At 62.3% G+C, this 18,091-nt stretch carries 17 protein-coding genes; 1 reads left to right on the top strand and 16 read right to left on the bottom strand.

All coding sequences use genetic code 11. From position 1 onward, the window contains the following. Positions 1–54: 54 nt before the first annotated feature. The 7 genes from MON38_RS18025 to MON38_RS18055 form a co-directional block, all read right to left on the bottom strand. The gene (locus tag MON38_RS18025) at positions 55–603 is read right to left on the bottom strand and encodes a nucleoside/nucleotide kinase family protein (protein ID WP_241937554.1); all 549 of its coding nucleotides are present in this window, start codon (positions 601–603) and stop codon (positions 55–57) included. 142 nt (positions 604–745) lie between these two features. Next, positions 746–1,438, bottom strand: a complete 693-nt coding sequence (locus tag MON38_RS18030; protein WP_241937555.1) for a YjjG family noncanonical pyrimidine nucleotidase — start codon at positions 1,436–1,438, stop codon at positions 746–748. A 95-nt stretch (positions 1,439–1,533) separates the two neighbouring features. Then, on the bottom strand, positions 1,534–2,466 hold the full coding sequence (locus MON38_RS18035; protein WP_241937556.1) for a geranylgeranylglycerol-phosphate geranylgeranyltransferase: 933 nt from the start codon (positions 2,464–2,466) through the stop codon (positions 1,534–1,536). A 158-nt stretch (positions 2,467–2,624) separates the two neighbouring features. Beyond that, entirely contained in the window at positions 2,625–2,819 is a 195-nt protein-coding gene (locus MON38_RS18040) for a cold-shock protein (RefSeq protein ID WP_241937557.1), read from the bottom strand. A gap of 139 nt (positions 2,820–2,958) precedes the next feature. Beyond that, complete coding sequence (gene iscX / locus MON38_RS18045) at positions 2,959–3,195, bottom strand: Fe-S cluster assembly protein IscX (protein ID WP_241937558.1); 237 nt, start codon at positions 3,193–3,195, stop codon at positions 2,959–2,961. A gap of 112 nt (positions 3,196–3,307) precedes the next feature. Continuing rightward, positions 3,308–3,643, bottom strand: coding sequence for a 2Fe-2S iron-sulfur cluster-binding protein (locus tag MON38_RS18050; RefSeq protein WP_241937559.1), 336 nt, complete (start codon positions 3,641–3,643; stop codon positions 3,308–3,310). A 70-nt stretch (positions 3,644–3,713) separates the two neighbouring features. After that, positions 3,714–4,514: a Rossmann-like and DUF2520 domain-containing protein gene (locus MON38_RS18055; protein WP_241937560.1), complete on the bottom strand. Its 801-nt coding sequence runs from the start codon at positions 4,512–4,514 to the stop codon at positions 3,714–3,716. 190 nt (positions 4,515–4,704) lie between these two features. Between MON38_RS18055 and MON38_RS18060 the strand changes: the two genes are divergently transcribed. Next, positions 4,705–7,518, top strand: coding sequence for a T9SS type A sorting domain-containing protein (locus MON38_RS18060; protein ID WP_241937561.1), 2,814 nt, complete (start codon positions 4,705–4,707; stop codon positions 7,516–7,518). Between the two features lie 264 nt (positions 7,519–7,782). On the opposite strand, the gene ccsA (MON38_RS18065) is transcribed toward MON38_RS18060, so the two are convergent. The 9 genes from ccsA (MON38_RS18065) to MON38_RS18105 form a co-directional block, all read right to left on the bottom strand. Then, the gene (gene ccsA / locus MON38_RS18065) at positions 7,783–10,392 is read right to left on the bottom strand and encodes a cytochrome c biogenesis protein CcsA (protein ID WP_241937562.1); all 2,610 of its coding nucleotides are present in this window, start codon (positions 10,390–10,392) and stop codon (positions 7,783–7,785) included. 15 nt (positions 10,393–10,407) lie between these two features. Next, entirely contained in the window at positions 10,408–10,740 is a 333-nt protein-coding gene (locus MON38_RS18070; protein WP_241937563.1) for a nucleotidyltransferase family protein, read from the bottom strand. Positions 10,741–10,742: 2 nt separating this feature from the next. Then, complete coding sequence (locus tag MON38_RS18075) at positions 10,743–11,168, bottom strand: nucleotidyltransferase substrate binding protein (RefSeq protein WP_241937564.1); 426 nt, start codon at positions 11,166–11,168, stop codon at positions 10,743–10,745. Positions 11,169–11,181: 13 nt separating this feature from the next. Continuing rightward, positions 11,182–12,258 (bottom strand): hypothetical protein, encoded by a 1,077-nt coding sequence (locus MON38_RS18080; protein ID WP_241937565.1) that lies wholly within the window; start codon positions 12,256–12,258, stop codon positions 11,182–11,184. Between the two features lie 93 nt (positions 12,259–12,351). Continuing rightward, positions 12,352–12,780: a cytochrome c maturation protein CcmE domain-containing protein gene (locus MON38_RS18085; RefSeq protein ID WP_241937566.1), complete on the bottom strand. Its 429-nt coding sequence runs from the start codon at positions 12,778–12,780 to the stop codon at positions 12,352–12,354. 105 nt (positions 12,781–12,885) lie between these two features. Then, positions 12,886–13,134 (bottom strand): CcmD family protein, encoded by a 249-nt coding sequence (locus MON38_RS18090; protein ID WP_241937567.1) that lies wholly within the window; start codon positions 13,132–13,134, stop codon positions 12,886–12,888. Then, on the bottom strand, positions 13,124–13,879 hold the full coding sequence (ccsA, locus tag MON38_RS18095; RefSeq protein WP_241937568.1) for a cytochrome c biogenesis protein CcsA: 756 nt from the start codon (positions 13,877–13,879) through the stop codon (positions 13,124–13,126). Before ccsA (MON38_RS18095) ends, MON38_RS18090 begins: the two co-directional genes overlap by 11 nt. Before the next feature lie 108 nt (positions 13,880–13,987). After that, entirely contained in the window at positions 13,988–14,665 is a 678-nt protein-coding gene (locus MON38_RS18100) for a heme exporter protein CcmB (RefSeq protein ID WP_241937569.1), read from the bottom strand. Positions 14,666–14,789: 124 nt separating this feature from the next. Continuing rightward, positions 14,790–18,080 carry a hypothetical protein gene (locus MON38_RS18105; protein ID WP_241937570.1) on the bottom strand — a complete coding sequence of 1,097 codons (3,291 nt, stop codon included), beginning with the start codon at positions 18,078–18,080 and terminating at the stop codon, positions 14,790–14,792. Between the last annotated feature and the right edge of the window lie 11 nt (positions 18,081–18,091).

The raw sequence follows: 18,091 nt of genomic DNA on the forward strand, positions 1-18,091 counted from the left end.
CCCGAAGCCATAATCCAACATACACTGTCTTTTTCATGGGTGCTGATTTGAAAGCTACAGCCGCCGCAGCAGCTCGCGCACCTGTCGCGTCAGGTCCTCGCGCGAGCCGGTGTTGTGCAGGGTGAAATCGAAGTGCGGGTAGTCGTCCATGGCCACTTCGCTGGGGTGGTTGTCGTCGCGGGTGCCGTCGCCGCGCTGGTGCAGCGGGTCGCCCTCCACGCGCAGCATGAGGCCGCCGCGGGCGCGGATGGGGTCGGCTTCGTTGGCGAAGCGTACGTCGGGCACCAGCACGAAGGCAGCGGGCGGCAGGCCGGCGAAAAAGGCATCGACCCAGACCAACGGCTCCCAGGCGCGCAGGGCACTGCCCACCTGCTGGAGCATTTCGCCCCGCGTGCGGTGGAAGGTGGGCACCAGCTCGGCCTTGCCGCGCTGCGAATAATACGGGGCCACGTCCTCGCCCGTGAGGGCGGCACAGACGGACTTGATGGAATCGCCGAAGGAGCGAATCTGCCAGCGACGCTCGGGCTGGAGCTGCTGCAGGATGCGGGCCACGGTGTCTTTGCCGCTGCCCCGGCGGCCCGATAGGCCAATGAGGTGTACCATGTGGTGGGGGAAGTTTGGAAGGAGCGGGACTGTCATCCTGAGCGCAGCGAAGGACCTTATCACGTTAGCGCCGGTTGGAGTACTGCAAACCGTTCTTCGGTGATAAGGTCCTTCGTTGCGCTCAGGATGACAGGCAATTTTATTACAAAATGCCCTTCAGTTCGCTCAGGCAGCTGATTTCGTGGGTGATTTGGTTGAAGTGGCGGCGCTTAGCAGGGTTGAAATACACCTGGTCGATGCCGGCGTTGTAGGCGCCCAGCACGTCGCATTCGAGGTTGTCGCCAATCATCAGGCTTTCGGCGGCAGTGGCGCCGGTGCGCTCCAGGGCGTGGCGAAACATGCGCGGGTCGGGCTTGAGGCAGCCGCTTTGCTCGGAGGTAATGATTTCCTCGAAGTAGCGCGTGAGGTTCGAGGACGCCAGCTTAATGCCCTGAATGTCGTTGAAGCCGTTGGTGATGAGGTGCAGGCGATACTTGGGTTTCAGGTAGTCGAGCACCTCGTGGGTGTAGGGGAATACCGCCGATTTCTGCGGCAGAATATCGGTAAACTCTGCCGAGATGGTGGCCGGAATCTCCGTTTCCGGCACGCCCAGCCGCGTGAGGGTGCGGGTGAAACGCACTTCGCGCAGCTGGCTTTGGGTGATTTTGTTGCTTTGGTACAAGCGCCACAGCGCGTGGTTGATGTCGCTGTACACATTCACAAACTCATCCACCGAAAAGGTGCCGTAGCGGGCTAGGTTGTGGCGCTCGTACAGCGTATGCAGGGTTTCGTTGGCGTTTTTCTCGAAGTCCCACAGCGTGTGGTCGAGGTCGAAAAAGAGGTGGCGGTATTTCATTGTGAGTTTAGTTGTTAGTTGCTCGTTGTCAGTTGTCCGGTCAATTAGAAAGCTTTAACAACCAACAACTGACAACGAGCAACTAACAACTAAAATCAAAGCGAGCCGGCCAGGGCCATGCTCAGCACGCCGGCCAGCATAATGCCCTTGCAGAACGTGCTGAGGTGCCGAAAATGCCGCCGCCGGTCGGCCCGGATGAGCAGGCGGGCCAGCTGGGCCATGGGCAGCAGCACCAGCAGCAGCAGCCACAGGCCCAGCGGCCAGTGCCCGCCCAGCAGCAGCCGACCCGTAGCGCCCAGCGTGAGCAGCGCCAGGCAGGCCAGGAAAAACCCGGCTACCCACTTGGTGCGCGCCACGCCCCACACCAGCGGCAGCGTGCGGCAGCCGTGCTGGGCGTCGCCGCGCATGTCTTCCACATCCTTCACAATCTCGCGCACCACCGTGAGCAGAAAAGCGGCCAGCGCGTAGGGCCACACCACGCTGTGGCTGTCGTTGCGCGCCAGCTGCAGCTGCAGCTCGGGCAGCAGCACCAGCGCCGCCGTGAGGGTGGCAATGCTGACGTTGCCCACCAGCGCCACCCGCTTGAACCGCGCCGAATAGCCCCACAGCAGCAGCGCCGTGCCCAGCGTGACGAGCCCCAGCACCGGATGCAGCCAGCCAGCCACCAGCACGCCCACCCCGCTCAGCACCAGGTGGGCCAGCATGGCCATGCGGCGGTTCACCACGCGCCCAATCACCAGCCGGTCGGGCCGGTTGATGGCGTCAATTTTCACGTCGTAGTAGTCGTTGATGATGTAGCCCGCGGCGGCCACCAGCAGCGCCGCCCACACCAGCAGGCCAAACCGCCGGTCGAGCAGCGACTCGCGCAGCGGCAGCCGGGGCAGCAGCAAGCCGGCCCGCACCAGGGCCAGGCACAGCAGCATTATCAGCAGGTTGGGCCAGCGCACCAGCGTGGGCAGCGCCGTGCGCAGGGGCTCGGCCGGGGAGGGCGGGGCCAGGGCGGCGGGCTTGGAGGGCGGTGGGTTCATCGGCAGAGGCGCGGCGAGGGGCCGGCGAGGGGCAAAGGTCGGCAGAAGTGGCGGGCTGCGGGCGCGGGGCGGGCGGCGGCGGGCCACAAAAAAGCCTCTCCGTTGCGGGAGAGGCTTTGGCGATGGCGCAGGGAGCAACCATCAGCGTGTTTTCAAGCTCAGATTTTGCGGACGTTTACGGCGTTGATGCCTTTGCGGCCTTCCTGGGTTTCAAACTCCACCCGGTCGTTTTGCTTTACCGTGACACCGTTGAGGCCGGTTACGTGAACGAAAAAATCTTCTTTCGTTTGGTCGTCGGTTACGAAGCCATAGCCCTTGTCTTCGTTGAAAAATTTGATGATGCCGGTTTTCATGCAAAAAACAAAAAGGAAAAGAAAAACCGCCCGGGTAAAGGCTGCGGAAAGGCCTGAAACGGCTTCAAATTGCCATTTCAAGTCCGCTTACGCGGGAAACTAACGCGGGGTTGGGCTGGCCGCGGTTCCGGCTCGCCGGCTATTGGTTATCGCGCCACTCGTACACCCACTTGGCCTGAATCTGCTCCAGGTGGCCTTCGGTGGCCTGCTCGCGGGTGCCGTCGAAGTTGTCGAGGCTCAGCACCCACTCAATCAAATCGGTGAAGCGGATGCGGTAGATTTTGGCCTCGGTGAAGTCGTTGCCGAACTTTTCGTAGAGGGCCATGGCAATATCCTCGTGGTCGGCCCAGTGCATGGGCGGCTCAAAGTGGGGCATTTGGTTTGGGTATGAGGGGGTGGGGGTAGGAGGGTAGGGGGTTGTTGTCGGTAGTATGACAAAGGCAAACAACTTCTGCCCACTTACCCCCACATCCTCATACCCTAAAAAATTAGTGGCCCAGGAAGTGCTGGGGCGGAATGGTGACCACGAGCTGCATATCCTTATCGACCACGCACTGGCAGGCCAGGCGCGAGTTGATGCGCGGGTTCTCGGCGCGGTCGATGAAGTCTTCTTCCTTATCGGAAATTTCGGGCAGGTCGTCGCCGCCCGCGTTGATGTAGACGTGGCAGGTGCTGCAGCCGCACACGCCGCCGCAGTTGTGCTGCAGCTGGATGCCGTTGTTCAGGGCCACATCGAGCACCGACTCGCCGGCGGCCGCAACGTGGGTTTGGGCCGGCTGGCCGTCGCTGAACTGGAAGGTGATGGTGGTAGCGGAAACAGACAAAACAGGAATCAATAAAGACGAATAATACACGGCGTTTGCCGCCGCAAAGGTACTCCTCCCGGCCCCGGCATCAAAGCTGGGCCTGGATGCTGGCCGTGAGCTGCGCATACAGCGCCTGCCAAGCCGGGTGCGCCGCCAGCGCGGCCTCGTGCGCGGCCAGCGTAGGGGCATCGTGCCGCACAGCCGGCCCGGTTTGCACCGCGAAGGGCGGGTTGGCCAGGGCCTTGGCCACGGTTTCGCGCACCAGCGGGGCCAGCAGCTCGGCGGGCAGTTCGGCTTCGGCCAGCAGGGCATTGGCAATGCCCAACAGGTGGTTGGTGAAATTGTTGGCAAACACGGCCGCCACGTGCAGTTTCAGCCGCTGGGCCGAGCTGAGGCGGCGCACATCGCGGCTAAGGCTGCCGGCCAAGGCCAGCAGCGTGGCCTCGCCAGCCGCATCGGCCGCCTCGATGCACAGCGGCACGGCCGGCCAGTCGATGGCCCGGCCCGCGCTGAACGTTTGCAGCGGGTAGAACACGCCGCCACGCACGGCCGGCTGCGCCTCAAAAACGGCTAGCGGCAGCGCCCCGGCCAGGTGGGCCACCAGCGCCCCGGCGGGCCAAATGGTGCCGGCCAGCAGCGGAGCCACGGCGGCATCGGGCACGGCCAGCAGGTACACGTCAGCCGGTGGGAGGGGCGCGGCCAGGGTGGGCAGCACCCGAGTGCCGGGCAACTGGGCGGCCAGGGCCGTGGCCGCGGCCGGTGTGCGGCCCCACACAAATGCTACCCGATGGCCAGCGGCCACCAGCGCCGGCCCCAGCTGGCTGGCCACCCGGCCGGTGCCAAACAGGCCGATGCGCAAGCTATTAATTGGTTTAGTAGAACTATGCAAAGAAAGAAATTAACTTGGTGAAGGTATGCTGGACAGTGTACTTAATTAATCCCGAATCTTTAGCAACTTGTAGGGGCAAAACTACCGCACGAGCCGTCACCCAAGCTCGATTGGATTGTCCAGACTGGTGGTTGGCGTCATTCACTTTTTCCCCTCACATATTATTCACCCACTTTTACTGTTTAATTTTATGAAACAAGAGTATACCCGCTCCGGGTTGGTATCGGCCCTGCGGCGCGTGGCGTTGGCGGCCCTGCTGGTTGGGGGCGCCACCACCGCCCAGGCGCAATTTTTTACCGCGACAAACGTGGTGAACAAAGCCGGGACTTACACCGACCTGGGCACGACGGGCACGGTCATCTCGACGCCCAACTTCGACGATGCCAACTCGGCCGTGCAGACCCTGCCATTCACGTTCACGTTTGGCGGCACGGCTTTCACCGAGTTTGTGCTGAATACCAACGGCTTTATCAAGCTGGGCAATGTGGCCCCGGTCGCCCCGTTCTTCTCTACCTATGCCCAGCAGGCCTACACAGGCGGCCCGCTGAACACGACTTCGCAAACCAACCTGATTCTTCCCTTCAACACCGACCTCGAAGGAGGAGCCAGCACGCCCGAATACCGCATGGCCACGACGGGCACGGCGCCCAACCGCGTGGTGACGATTCAGTGGAAGAATGTGAGCGACAAGACCCGGGCAGCGGCGGCGGCGGGTGGCACCATCGACAAGCAGCTGGCCAATTTCAGCTTCCAGGTGAAGCTGTACGAATCGAATAGCGGCGTCGATTTCGTGTACGACGCAGCGGTGCCGTCCGTCAATCCCACCAACGCTTCGTTTGTCGTGGTGGGCCTGAAAGGCAGCAGCACGGCTACAGCCCGGGTGATTACGGCCGTGAAGCCGTCGAACAATGCTTGGAGCTCCACCACCTTCCAGCAGGGGGTATACGCGTCGGGTGCCAACGCGCACAACGTACGCAACACGCCTATTGTGGCCGGCGGCGTAACGCTGCCCGATGCAGGCCGCACCTATAGCTTTATCATTCCGACGCCAACGGACGCTGCAGCTCAGCTTATCTACGGCTACAGCCAGCTGGCTGTGCCCGCTGGGCAGCCCGTTACACTGCGAGGCCTGGTGCGCAACGCCGGCACTGCCGACCTGACCAACGTGTCGGTGACGCTGAGCGTTTCGGGAGCCAACACGTACACCTCGCCGGCTACGACAGTGGCCACGCTGGCCGTTGGCACAACGGCGGTGGTGACATTCACCGGCGTGCCGGTGCCCGCTACGGGCAACAATACCGTGACACTGACCGTGGATGTGGCCGGCGATTTGAGCACCTCCAACAACTCGACCTCGATGGTGATGGTGACCAACCCCACCCTGCTGTCGATTACTACCCCCGGAGCTGGCAGCTCGGGTTTCGTGCTTGCACAGGCTGATGATATTTATCGGGGGGTGAAGTACACGCTGAATGCTCCTGCCAGTGTCACGTCGGTTCGAACGATTATTTCCAGCGCTGGCACTACCGCCGGCAGCTCAAAATCGACTGAGGGCGAATCCCTGTATGCGGTAGTAGTGAATGCTACGACGGGAGCTATTCTGGGGCGCTCGGCTAACTACGTGGTTACGGCCGCCGACATTAACGCGCCGCACACCTTTGTGCTGACCAGCCCGGTGGCCTTGCCCGCCGGCGATTTTATCGTGGGCATGGTGGGCCTGGCCTCGACGGGAGCCGACCCTTACTTCCCCTACTACACGCAAAATGAAGACCCCAGCCGGCCTAATGCCTTCTTTGCAGGTACGATTAGCTCGCCCATTGTGCCTGTTGCACTGTTGGACACTGCTCCTGACAACACGCTGAAACTGGTGTTTGATGCCGAACTGGTGGCCACGACGGGTTGCCCGGCTCCCACGAGCATTTCGGTAACGGGCACGACGACGACGGCTTCGGTGGCTTTCACAGGCGCTACCGGCGGCACGGGCTACCAGATTGTGTACGGCCCCACGGGCTTCAACCCGGCTTCGGCGGGTACCACCACGGCTACCTTCACCAGCGGCCCCGGCGCCGTAACCGGCCTTACGGCTTCGACCTGCTACGATTTCTACGTGCGCACCGTGTGCGGCACTACGGGCCAGAGCACGGTGGCCGGCCCCATCAACTTCTGCACGCCGTGCGTAGCGCCCACCATCAGCACTTTCCCCTACGCGCAGAACTTCGACGCGGTGAACACCGGCCAGTCGCTGCCCTGCGGCATCACGGTGACGGATAGCAACAACGACGGCTTCACCTGGCGCGCCCGTGCAACCGTGGATGCCAGCCTGGCTACGGGCAACATCTCGCGCTCGAACCCCAACGCCATGGTGTATTCCTACAACAACGTGGGCCCAACCCCGACCGTGGGGGCCGACGACTGGTTCTTCACCCCGGGCCTGACGCTGAGCAACAGCCAGCGCTACCGCGTATCGTTCTACTACCGCACCGCCGGCCAGGGCCTGAGCGAGCGCCTCGAAGTGAAGTACGGTGCTGCTGCTACCCCAGCCGGCCAGACCACCACGCTCTACACCAATAACAACATCACGGCCACGACTTACCAGCTGGCCAACAACGCGAGCACGCCCGCCGTGGCCGATATCACCCCGGCCAACGGCACGTTCTACGTGGGCTTCCACGCCACCAGCCTGGCCAACCAGGGCTTCCTGGCCATCGACGACCTGACCATCACGGCTAGCCCACTGGCTACTTCCGAGGCGCTGAAACGTGCCGTGAGCGTGTTCCCGAACCCTTCGAACTCGGGCCAGTTCAACCTGGAAATCCACGGCGCCAACACTGCCACGCTGGCCGTGGAAGTTACCAACCTGCTCGGCCAGCGCGTGTACACGGGCACGGCCAAGGACAACCTCCGCACCGTGGTCGACCTGTCGAACCTCACTTCGGGCATCTACAGCCTGAAAGTGCGCAACGGCGAGGAGTTCACCATGCAGCAGATTTCGATTGTGAAATAGGCTGCGGCCTGGTTTCGCTTTCGGCAAAAGGGCCGCCCGGTTGGGCGGCCCTTTTTTGTGGGCGGCTGTGGGCAACTAGTTGTTCGGAGGCGCGGCAAGCCTTCAAACATTGCCGGCAAATGCCTAAGAGGCGGCAGGGCATTGGCTGGGCCCGGAATGAGGCGGCTGTGGCAGCGGAACCAGCGAGTAGCAGGCCGAAAAACACAAAAGGCCGCCCCAGTAATAGAGCGGCCTTTTTATGGGCAATACTAGCTTTTTGGCGGCTTAGCCGGCGGGCTGGGGGCGCACGGCGCGGCCCGTGGGCCCGGCCACTACCTCCGTTTCGGCGGCGGCCTCGTTGCTGAGCACGCCTTTGCCGCCGCGCTGGCGCACGCTCAGGCCAAAGCCGATGGCCATGAGCAGGGTGCCGCTCCAGAGCAGGTTGATGAAGGGTTTTTCCATGGCCTTGAGGATGACGTAATCCTTCTGGGTGGTGCTCACGTCGAAAGTGAACTTGCCTTTGGCCGGGTCCACGCCCTTGAAGCTGATGCGCACGCCGAGGTCTTCGGCCTCATCGGGCAGGCTGCCCACCATGCGGTTGCGCACCACAAACACGGGGTGCACGTGGTACTGCCGCTTTTCGCCGTACACAATCATGTCGGCCTGCAGGGCCAGGTCGCCCTTTTGCAGGTTGAGGCCGGCGGTTTCGTGCGCGGCTTCCACGGCGCGGAATACGGCGAAGTAGTCGTTGAGGAAAATGGTGTCGCCCACGCTCAGCACCGACTCTTTGGCCTCGCTCCAGGGCTTTTCCTTGCGCGGGTCGAGCACCGAGCTGATGTGCGTGTAGATGTCGTGGCCCCAGAATTTCTTGATGGCCGGCGAGGCCAGCAGGCCGCCGCCGCTCATCTCGTCGTTTATCTGGGCGCGGGGGTAGAGCACAAACTGCTCGCCCGACTTCTGGTCCTTATAATTGATGCGGTAATACGTGTTTTCGGGCAGAATCTCCAGCGTGTCGCCAGTCTGGTAATAGGTCTTGCCTTCCACGGCAATGGGCGCGCGGGCAATGGCCTTGTAATCGTCGTCGGTGCGGAACAGGAATTGCTTATCGACGTAGCCGGGTACGCCGGGTACCTCAAAATACTGGCCGGTGTAGGTAAGCTGGTAGCCGTGCATGGGCGCGCTTTCGTTGCGCCACAGCAGCACGTTGTCGCGGTTCAGGTCCTCGCTGAACTCGCGCGAGTACAGCAGGCCCGACACGTTGCGCGAGATGATGTTGGAGTAGCCGGCCGAGGCCAAAATGCCCAGCAGCATCAGCGCAATGCCCAGGTGAGCCACCGCGCCGCCCGAGAGGCGCACCCCGCGCCGCAGCAGCGTGAAAATCATTCCAAAGTTGGCCAGCACGCCAAACAGGCCCGCCAGCGTGAGTACAATGTAGGGCGCCGTGATGGTGAGGCCGTTGTAGCGCACCAGCAGCACCGTCAGGGCCGTGCCCAGCAGGGCCAGCAGCGTGGGCCCGGTGAGCGAGTTGATGAGCGTTTCCTTGGTGTTGCGCTGCCACCACATTACCTGCGCAATGCCCGAAAGCAGGGCGACCAACACGCCCATCCACAGCTGCATTTTGGAGTAGTGGGCAATCTGGTCGGCGGGCAGGGCCACGTTAGTTTTAATGCCAATCAGGCCCATAAACGAGTTGTAGACCGGAATGCTGGTGGTGAACAGCACCTGGAACGCGCCCAGGCACAGCACCGTGGCGCCTACAAACACCCACAGCTCGGGATTGTAGGCGTTCAACTCCTTGGCTGAAATCGGAATCTCCTTCCAGCGCGAAACGAGCAGGGCCACGGCCAGCACCGTGAAGAAGGCCATGTAGATGAACAGCTGGCCCGACAGGCCCAAGTCCGTGAACGAGTGCACCGAGGCATTGCCCAGCACACCGCTGCGGGTGAGGAACGTAGCGTAGAGAATGAGCACAAACGTGGCTACCACCAGCGCAAACGCGGTGCGCAGGCCGGTGCGGCGCTTCTGCCACAGCACCAGGCCGTGCAGCGAGGCCACCAGCACCAGCCACGGAATGTACACCGCGTTTTCGACCGGGTCCCAGTTCCAATAGCCGCCGAAGTTCAGGGTTTCGTAGGCCCAATAAGCACCCATGACCACGCCCACGCCCAGCACGCCGCCGCCGATGAGCGTCCAGGGCAGGGCCGGTTTCACCCAGGCGGTGAGCTCGCGCTTCCAGAGGGCCGCGATGGCGAAGGCAAACGGCACCAGCGTGAGCGCGAAGCCCAGGAACAGCGTGGGCGGGTGAATCACCATCCAGTAGTTCTGGAGCAAGGCGTTGAGGCCGGTACCGTCCTTGGGCACGAAGTTGGGGTTCATCTTCCACACCGGCAGGTCTGTCAGGAACTCGCGCAGCAGGATGAACGGGGACGAGCCCACCCGCACGCCGCCCACGACCACGCCGATAATCATGCTCACCAGAAACAGCTGCACACCGCTGAACACGGCCATCACCGGCGCTTCCCACTGCTTATTAAAGCGCATGATGCAGAAGCCGATGACCACGTGCCAGAAAATCCAGAGCAGAAACGAGCCCTCCTGGCCTTCCCAGAAACAAGAAATCATGTACTGCACCGGCAGGTGGTTCGAGCTGTGGCTCCAGGCGTAGTAGTACTCGTAACGGTGCGCGTGGATGATGTTGAACAGGCACACAATCACCGAAATGATGGCCGCGCCGTGCACAAAAAATGCGCCCCGCGCCAGCCGCAGCCAGCTGGGGTCTTCCTGGCCCAGCGCCCGGCCCCGCGAGGCCTGGAAATAGCTGTAAGCCGCCACCAGCGCCGCCGCAAAGGCCAGAATAACGCTGAAGTGGCCAATTTGTCCTACTAATAAGTTCATAAGCAACAAGTAAAATCAGGCGGGTACCGTCGGCGCGGGCGCACCGGGGCGCACCACTTCGTAGCGGTCAAGTATTCTCGGATGGAACGATGCAGGCAGTGTGGCCCAGTCGTGCGCATCCACAAAAATCGGGAGGTTGCTGTCCGTCAGCGCCTCGCGGAAGCGAGCGAGCAGGCGGTCGGGCAGGGGCATCAGGCCGGGGGCGCGTAGCACCAGGTCGAGGTCGCTGCCTTCGTGCGCGTTGCCGTTCACGCGGCTGCCGTAGGCCCACACCGCTACCTCGGCAGGCAGGTGCCAGGCAATGAGCTCGTTCAGCATGGCTACATAACGCGGGTTGAGGTCGAGCATGGTTAGTCGATAGGTTTGCCGTGTAGCAGTTGCGCCAACGCAGTAGCATCCGTTGCGAAGCGCGGGAGGAAGGTGACTGCAGCCTCCGCAAAGCCGGCTCCGTACTCGTGGGCTGTGCTGTTGCGGCTGTCGCGGTAAGTCAGCCACCGCTCGGCTTCCAGCGTCGAAAGCAAGCCGAACTGCGCCGCGGCGCGAAATATGTCTTTGTAAACCAATGCTTCGGCTTGGCGGTGCGAGGCGTAGTAGGGCCGCAGGGCTTTTTTCAGCAGCTTGCCCGCCAGCTCAATAATGACTTCAAACTCTTTTACGCAAGCCGAACGGTACAACTCGTAGAGCACCGACCCGGGCACGCTCTGCTGCAATAGCAACAGCGCCTGGTCGAGCGCCTGTGCGCAACGCAGCAGCATAGAAGAGTCGAGAGTTCGCATTGAAAAGGCAAATTTACGGCCGCGCCGCCGGAGCCGGGAGGTTCAATAACAGCCGGTCGACGAAAAAGTCGCCGCGCGGCGGATGGCAGGTGATTTCGACGGCAATTTTTTCCAGGCCCGCCTCCTGCCATTTGCGCACGGGCAGCTCGCCCTGGCGTGGGTCGGCGGGCTGGTTGATGAGTTGCCGGGCCAGCAGCACCCGCCCGCTGGCCGGGTCGGTGATGACCACTGAGAGCCGCGCCTTGGCCGGGTACTTGCGCAGCGGCAGCGTCACCGCATTGCGGTTGGGCACCGTGCCGGGGAGGGGCATGGCGGCAGCCGTGCCGTAGGCGTACCACCACTGGCGCAACCGGGCTGCGGCTGGGCCGTTGTCGGCGCGCGAAGTCACTACTTGGTAATCGTAGATGCCGGGCCCGGGTAGGGTATCGATGACGGAATAGCTGGTTTCGGGCCGGCCGTAGGTGTCGCGGCGCACGGGCACGCGGCGCACTTCGGTGCTGCGGTACTGATGAATTTCGCGGCGCATCACCCGGCAGTCGGGCGCGTTGGCCAGCGAGTCGGGCAACGTCCAGCTCAATTCCACCACGCGGCTGGCGGTGGGCAGCAGGCGAGTAGGGCTGGGCGGAAAGTAGCTGACGGGCATGCCTGCTGCCGTCCGACTCACCTGCAGCGTGAACTGGCAAAAGTCTTTCAAATACCCATCCACATCCAGCAAATAGGGCTGGCCGGCACGCAGCGAGTCCAGCGTCACAAACACGTCGTCCTGCGTGCCGAGCGAGGTACAACTCAGAATGCGGTAGGTGGCCGGCTGGCACGGCTGCCCGGTGAGGACGACCAGCTGCACGCCGCGCACGTCGCGGCATTTCTGCCCGCCGATGTTCACGAAGTAGCGTCCCGAAGCCTTCGGCGTGAACTCAAACCACTGGTCGTTGTGGTACTCAATGCATTTGCCGGTCAGGCGCTCATCCACGCAACTGCGCTGCACGGTGCAGCCGGTGGTGCTGGAGGTAATGGTTTCCTCCAGTCGCAGCACGCGGCGGTTTTCAATGTTGTCGTTGGCGACCTGGGCCCGGGCGGTTGAAGCACACAATCCGGCCAGCGTCAATAAAAACAGCACCCGGTTTCCGACGCGACGAAGCGTTGCAGAAACCGGGTGCTGTGGAAGTTGGGTGCTCGCCAACAATTAATTGGCCGAAGCCGTCGCGCCCTGCAAATCCTTCTTCACGTATTTGCTGGGGCACTTCAGCAGAATGTTGTCGGCCATGAATACGTCGCCTTTCATGCAGCCGGTGATGACGACCTGTTCGGACGCGTCGAAATCCTGCGGCTTGGGGTTGTTGTACACCACGCGCTGGGCCAGTTGCGTAGTGTCTACCAGGGTGAACGCAAAGTAGTTAGGGTCCGTCATGGGGTCATACTCCAAGCCCAGGGGACGCTTGGCGGCATCGCGGGGCAGCTTGCCCACTACGTGCACTTTGGTGGTGTTGCCCTCGGCGGCGCGGGCGCGGGCCTCGCCGAAACCCACGTACACGCTGGCATCGGCGGTGGTGCTAAGGATGATGGCGGCGGCCACCGCGATAATGGCCACGATAAACAGGTGCGTCTTCTTCATAAAACCACAGATTTAACGGATTTCAACAGGTTTAACGGAGTTTTTGTGGTTCCGCGCTGGCTTCGGAATTGGCAACAACCGAGGCGGCATTTGGGTGCCGCTTGGCTAGGCTTTCATTTCCTTTTCGAGGCGGCTCACCTTGCGGTCGAGCGAGATGAGGTAGGCCAGCAGGCCGGCCACGATAACGGCCACCACAGCTACCACCACGTAAATTTTGCCGCTGGCGCGCAGGTCGTCGGCCATGGCCGGAGCAGTTTCGGGCGTTTGGGCAAAAGCCAGCGGGGCCAGCAGCAACAGCGGCAGCAAGGCCAGAAAGAAGCGGCCCAGCGGGCGCGCGAAAAGCTTATTTGTCATCGTGTTTCAGTTTCAGGAAAACGTAGCGGCTGCTCACCTGCGCCACCCAGAAGGCAAACAGAATCCAGCCGATAACGGCCGGGTAAAACACCTTGCGCATGGTGTTGTCAAGGTCGTACTGGTTGAAACCGGGGTTGCCGGTCTGGCCCGGGTGCAGCGAGGGGCCGCTTAGCCGGGGCAGCACAAACAGCAGCGGAATAGCCGCCGCAAAGGCGAAAATGTTATAGATGGCCGACACCCGCGCTCGCTGCTGCTCGTCCTGAAACGAGCCGCGCAACACCAGGTAAGCGCCGTAGATGAGCATGGCCACGGCCGCCCCGTTCAGGCGCGGGTCGGGCGTCCACCACGCGCCCCAGGTGTAGCGCGCCCACAGGCTGCCGGTGGCCAGGCCCAGCAGGCCCAGCACAATGCCGGTTTTGGCCGACTCGTGGGCCAGCACATCCAACTGGGCCGAGGGCTCGCGCAGGTAGCGAATCGAATACCACACCGACACTAGCAGCACCATAATCATGGCAAACCACATGGGCACGTGGAAAAACAGGTTCCGGATGCTCTCGTTCACGATGGGCAGGGCCGGCACCGGGCTCAGGAAGCCGGCCACCGTGGCGCCCACAATCAGCAGCACGGCCAAGCCTTTCCAGAGCACACCGCCGCCGCGCTGCTCCACCAGGCGCTGCCCGCCCCACACACCGCCCACCGTCATCACGATGCCCGACACACTGCCGATAATTGCCGCTGTTGTCAAAGGAGTTAAAAATTAAAAGTGAAGAGTTAAAGGAAATGAGTGTCAAGGAACAGGTTGAGAATCAAATGCCCCCAGCTTTTAACTCATAACTTTTAACTGATTATAAAATTAGCCGCGCCACAGAAAAGGAAACAGCAGGTAGGAAGTAGCGCCTACTATCATGTTCAGGGCTAGCAATGTCAGCAGCGACTGCTGGCTCAGACCGCGGTCGAGCCCGTCGAGGGCATTCTTGCTCACCTTGATGAGCAGCAGCAGCATGGGCACCATCAGCGGGAAGCCGAGGATGGCCATGAGCGTGGCCCCGTTGCCGCCGGCCTTGGCCGCGATGCCCGACACCAGCGTGAGCGTGGTGGCAAAGCCCACGGCCCCCAACAGCAGATTGGCCACAAACAGCGGCGCATCCTGAATCGGGTTGCCCAGAAATACCGTGTAAAGAAACAGGCCCAGCAGCGCCACCGCCGTTAGTAGTAGCGTGTTGTACAGCATCTTGGCCAGAATAACCGCCTGGGGCCGCACCAGCGTGTAGTAGTAGAGGCGCTGGCCCGCGCTTTCCTGCATAAAACCCTTGGCCACTGCGTTGAGGGCCGCGAACAGCAGGATGACCCACAGCAGCGCGTTCCAGGCCGGGGGTGGGGGCGTACCGCCGCGCAGGCTGAAGCTCAGGAAACACACAAACACCGTGCTGCCCACGTAGAGCAGCAGCCCACCGAGCGCCGCGCGCTGCCGCCATTCGAGGCGGAAGTCTTTGGCCAGCAGGGTGGATATTTCGCGGAGCAACACGGGCATAGGTTAGGTTTCGGGCCGCAAAGATACGCCCGAACCGCCCAGCGAGGGGATAAAAAACAACGCGCCGGAAGGGGCTAACCCCACCCGGCGCGTTGGATAATTTGAGAAGCGTTGCGTAGCTGGCTTAGAAATCGTAGCCCAGCGTGAAGTAGTAGTGCGGGCTGCTTGTCACGTAGTTTTCCTGGCCCCAAGCCACATCGGCCTTCCCGTAAAAGCCCAGCAGGGTGGTGCGAATGCCCGCTCCGTAGCCGACAAGGAAAGGATTGCGGAAATTGATGACCGTGGCCGAAAAGTACTGGCTGTACTCGCGCTGGCGGGTATTGGCCGAGTTGTCGGTGCTGAAAGGGTTGGTACCTGAGTAAGCCGTGCCGGCATCGGCAAAGCCGGTAAGCTGCAGGTTGCGGAAGAAGCCGGAGTAGATGGGGCGCCGGGCGAAATACTGCACAATGGGAAAGCGCAATTCGCTGTTGAACAGCACGTATCGCGGACCATTGCGGGCCCCATAGTCGAAGCCCCGCAGGTTGGTCACAAACTCCTGCCCGAATACCTGGTCGACCCCGCTGTAGTTGTTCAGGAAACGCGAGTCAGCATAACCGGCATTCAGCCAGTCGTCCATGCCGCCGAGGCGGAAAACCTGGGCGCGGGGACCAAAAAACTGTCCGTAGCTGGCCCGGTTGGCCCATACAAGCGAGCGGCTGATTTTCTGGTAGTGACGCAGGTCGATAACGAACTTGCCGTAGCTCAGGCCGCCATCGTTCAGGTTTTTGAGGTTTAGCACACTGGCTTTCATGCGGGTGCCGTGCATCATGTTCACCCCGGTAATCAGCGTGTTATCGAAAACCAACTCGGCATTTACCCCGGCATAGTTAAACGACTGGTCATTATCGGTCGAAATATCGCCCAGAATCGTGCGCGAGATGTTCATGAATCGGGGGCCGCCACGCAGGCTCAGGTTGTGCGTGAGCGGGTAGCCGATGGTAGGGGCAAACTCGTGCCGGCCGAAACGCACGCCCGCAACGCCTGCATCAAAGAAGTAGGCCTGCTTTTGGTACGCCAAGCTCCAGTCGTAGCGATGCGTGAGATTGGTGTAAGCCAGGCGGATGTTGCTGGTGCGCAGGTCGAACAAGCCAAATAAGCTGGCATCGAGGCGCTGGTTTTCGAGCACATCCGTCAGCACTGCTTTGAATTGCAGGCCCATGCCTAATAGCGGGTCCACGTACAGCGCAGTCGACACATTATCAATCATAAAGCGCGTGTCGTAGCGGTATGGGCCGGCCACGGGGTTGGCTGCTTGCGCGGCGGCGGCCGCCGCGGCCGCGTTGGATGCCGCAGTTGGCGTGAGGCGCCGCCGCCGTGCCGCTGCCGAAGGGGTATTGCCATTGCCCGGCGACACCGGCTCATCTTCCTCAAACTGATAATCGGCGGTATTCACCGTGGCATCGGTTTTCTTGCGCCGGGCCGCCGGGGCTGCTCCGGCCAAAGAATCGCTGGCTGGCGCAGCGGCCGAGCTGAGCGCAATGGTTTTCGTGGTGGCGGGAGCCGGGGCAGGCTTGGGCGCTACGGCCGCTACCGACCGGTCTTCCAGTGTTTGCTGGCGCGCGGTTTTGGTGAGCGGCAGCGTGGGCAGCGCGTATTGCGGGTACACGTACAGGATGTCGCGGGCCTGGGCCGGTGCCACGAACACCAGCGCCGTACTCTGGGCATTGTAGTCGAAATCCTGGGTGTTGGGTAGCCAGTTGCTGGCCGGGGTGCGCTGCTTGGTTTTCAGCGAATAGCGGTAGAGGGCCCGCACGCCGCTTTCTTCGCCGAGGTACATAATCTCGTCGTCGGACAGCGCCCGGGGCCGGGTTTCGTTCGAGATGGTGCTCACCAGCGTTTCCACGGGCAGCGTGCGGCCGTCGAGGTGGTAAGTGAACAAGTCGTAGTTGTTCACCACGTTCTGGAACGAGGCCGGCCGGGGGCGGCCCAGCGAGTCGAGGTAGCGGTTCGAACTGAACACCAAGCTCTGCCCGCCGGGCAGGAACACCGGCTGCACATCGTCGAACAAGTCGTTGGTGAGCTGCTCGACCTTGCGGCTGCCGGCGCGCAGGATGTACAGGTCGTTCTGGCCATCGCGCACGGCGCTAAACACCAGGGCTTTGCCATCGGGCGAATAGCTCATGCTCAGCACCTGGTCGAACCCGGCGAACACCGACGCGGGCCGCGAAAACCGGATGGCCTCGCGTACCCGGGTTATCAGGCCGCGTCCGTCGGCATCGTAGAGGTGCAGGTTCATTTCACCGTGGCGCATCTCGGCCACGGCCACCTGGCCGTTGCCGCGCCAGGCCACCAGCGGCAGGCGGGTTTCGACCTGCTGGTCGGGGGTTTTGTAGCCGCCGCGGCGCAAAATGCGGCGGTGCTTGCCGTCGCGGTCCACCACCATCACGCGGTAGCGGCCGCCCTCGTTCTGGGCGTAGGCCACCAGCTGGCCGTTGGGGCTGATGACGGGCTGCGAGAATACGTCGGCGTGGCGGTTGCGGCCACTCTGGCGGAACTTGGCCTCGGGCTCGACCAAGGTGGCCACGGGCTGGCCGTTCAGGTCGCGGTAGTACGTCAGCCAATCCTTGAGAAACACCTTGTACGGCACGTTCAGCGACGAACTGATGCCGACCTCAATGTCGCGCGTGATGCGCGTCAGGTTCAGAATGTTCTGGATGGTGGTGTAGCCGTAGCGCTCGGCCACGTAGTTCCAGATGCTCTGGCCGGCCAGCGTGGAACTGCGCAAAAAAAACGGGGCCGTGCGGTTGCCGGTAGGGTAGCGCTTGGTCATGTCGCGCATGTAGCCGTCCATGTCCACGCTCCAGCCCTCGGCGGCGTAGGCCGAAGCCCCGCCGATAAACCAGTCGGGTAGCTGCAGCAGGTAGCTACTTTGCAGCACTTCCTTCAGCGAGCCGCCGTACATCATGTCGTTGAGCAGCACCTGGGTAATCTGGGTGCTGAGCTCGCGCTTGAACTCGGTTTCCTGGCCGCCGAAAGCAATCTGCACCTTGCTCATGCGGGCCAGCGGGGTTTCGCCGCCGTTAATCTGCTGCTGGGTGGCGGTGAGGCCGATGTTGCTCTGGCGCAGGTCGCCCACCGAGTTGTAGAACAGCAGCGTGGTTTTCGAGTACGGGTAGTAGCCGATGAGCGCCGTGATGCGCCCGAGCTCCTTTTCGGCGTACTCGGCGGCGCGGCGGGCGCTGCCCTCGCCGCCCTGGTAATAAAGGATATTAAAGTTCTGGGTTGTGAACTGCTGCCAGGCGGGCTGCTTGTACTGCACCCGCACCCGGCCAAACGGCTCCTGCGCCGTCTGGGCCTGTGCGGTAGGAGCCAGCAGGGCCGCCGCCAGCCCCACTAGCCCGGTCAGGGTAGCCTTTACGAATACTGAGTTAGTCATAGTAGGAGGGC

The organism is Hymenobacter cyanobacteriorum (assembly GCF_022631375.1).
Lineage (GTDB): Bacteria > Bacteroidota > Bacteroidia > Cytophagales > Hymenobacteraceae > Hymenobacter > Hymenobacter cyanobacteriorum.

What these genes read in the sequence shown, in the direction of transcription:
- MON38_RS18035 (WP_241937556.1), bottom strand. Translation starts at nt 2,466, where the DNA reads ATGAACCCACCGCCCTCCAAGCCCGCCGCCCTGGCCCCGCCCTCCCCG.
- MON38_RS18030 (WP_241937555.1), bottom strand. Translation starts at nt 1,438, where the DNA reads ATGAAATACCGCCACCTCTTTTTCGACCTCGACCACACGCTGTGGGAC.
- MON38_RS18085 (WP_241937566.1), bottom strand. Translation starts at nt 12,780, where the DNA reads ATGAAGAAGACGCACCTGTTTATCGTGGCCATTATCGCGGTGGCCGCC.
- MON38_RS18090 (WP_241937567.1), bottom strand. Translation starts at nt 13,134, where the DNA reads ATGACAAATAAGCTTTTCGCGCGCCCGCTGGGCCGCTTCTTTCTGGCC.
- MON38_RS18060 (WP_241937561.1), top strand. Translation starts at nt 4,705, where the DNA reads ATGAAACAAGAGTATACCCGCTCCGGGTTGGTATCGGCCCTGCGGCGC.
- MON38_RS18105 (WP_241937570.1), bottom strand. Translation starts at nt 18,080, where the DNA reads ATGACTAACTCAGTATTCGTAAAGGCTACCCTGACCGGGCTAGTGGGG.
- MON38_RS18025 (WP_241937554.1), bottom strand. Translation starts at nt 603, where the DNA reads ATGGTACACCTCATTGGCCTATCGGGCCGCCGGGGCAGCGGCAAAGAC.
- iscX (WP_241937558.1), bottom strand. Translation starts at nt 3,195, where the DNA reads ATGCCCCACTTTGAGCCGCCCATGCACTGGGCCGACCACGAGGATATT.
- MON38_RS18075 (WP_241937564.1), bottom strand. Translation starts at nt 11,168, where the DNA reads ATGCGAACTCTCGACTCTTCTATGCTGCTGCGTTGCGCACAGGCGCTC.
- MON38_RS18040 (WP_241937557.1), bottom strand. Translation starts at nt 2,819, where the DNA reads ATGAAAACCGGCATCATCAAATTTTTCAACGAAGACAAGGGCTATGGC.
- MON38_RS18070 (WP_241937563.1), bottom strand. Translation starts at nt 10,740, where the DNA reads ATGCTCGACCTCAACCCGCGTTATGTAGCCATGCTGAACGAGCTCATT.
- MON38_RS18100 (WP_241937569.1), bottom strand. Translation starts at nt 14,665, where the DNA reads ATGCCCGTGTTGCTCCGCGAAATATCCACCCTGCTGGCCAAAGACTTC.
- ccsA (WP_241937562.1), bottom strand. Translation starts at nt 10,392, where the DNA reads ATGAACTTATTAGTAGGACAAATTGGCCACTTCAGCGTTATTCTGGCC.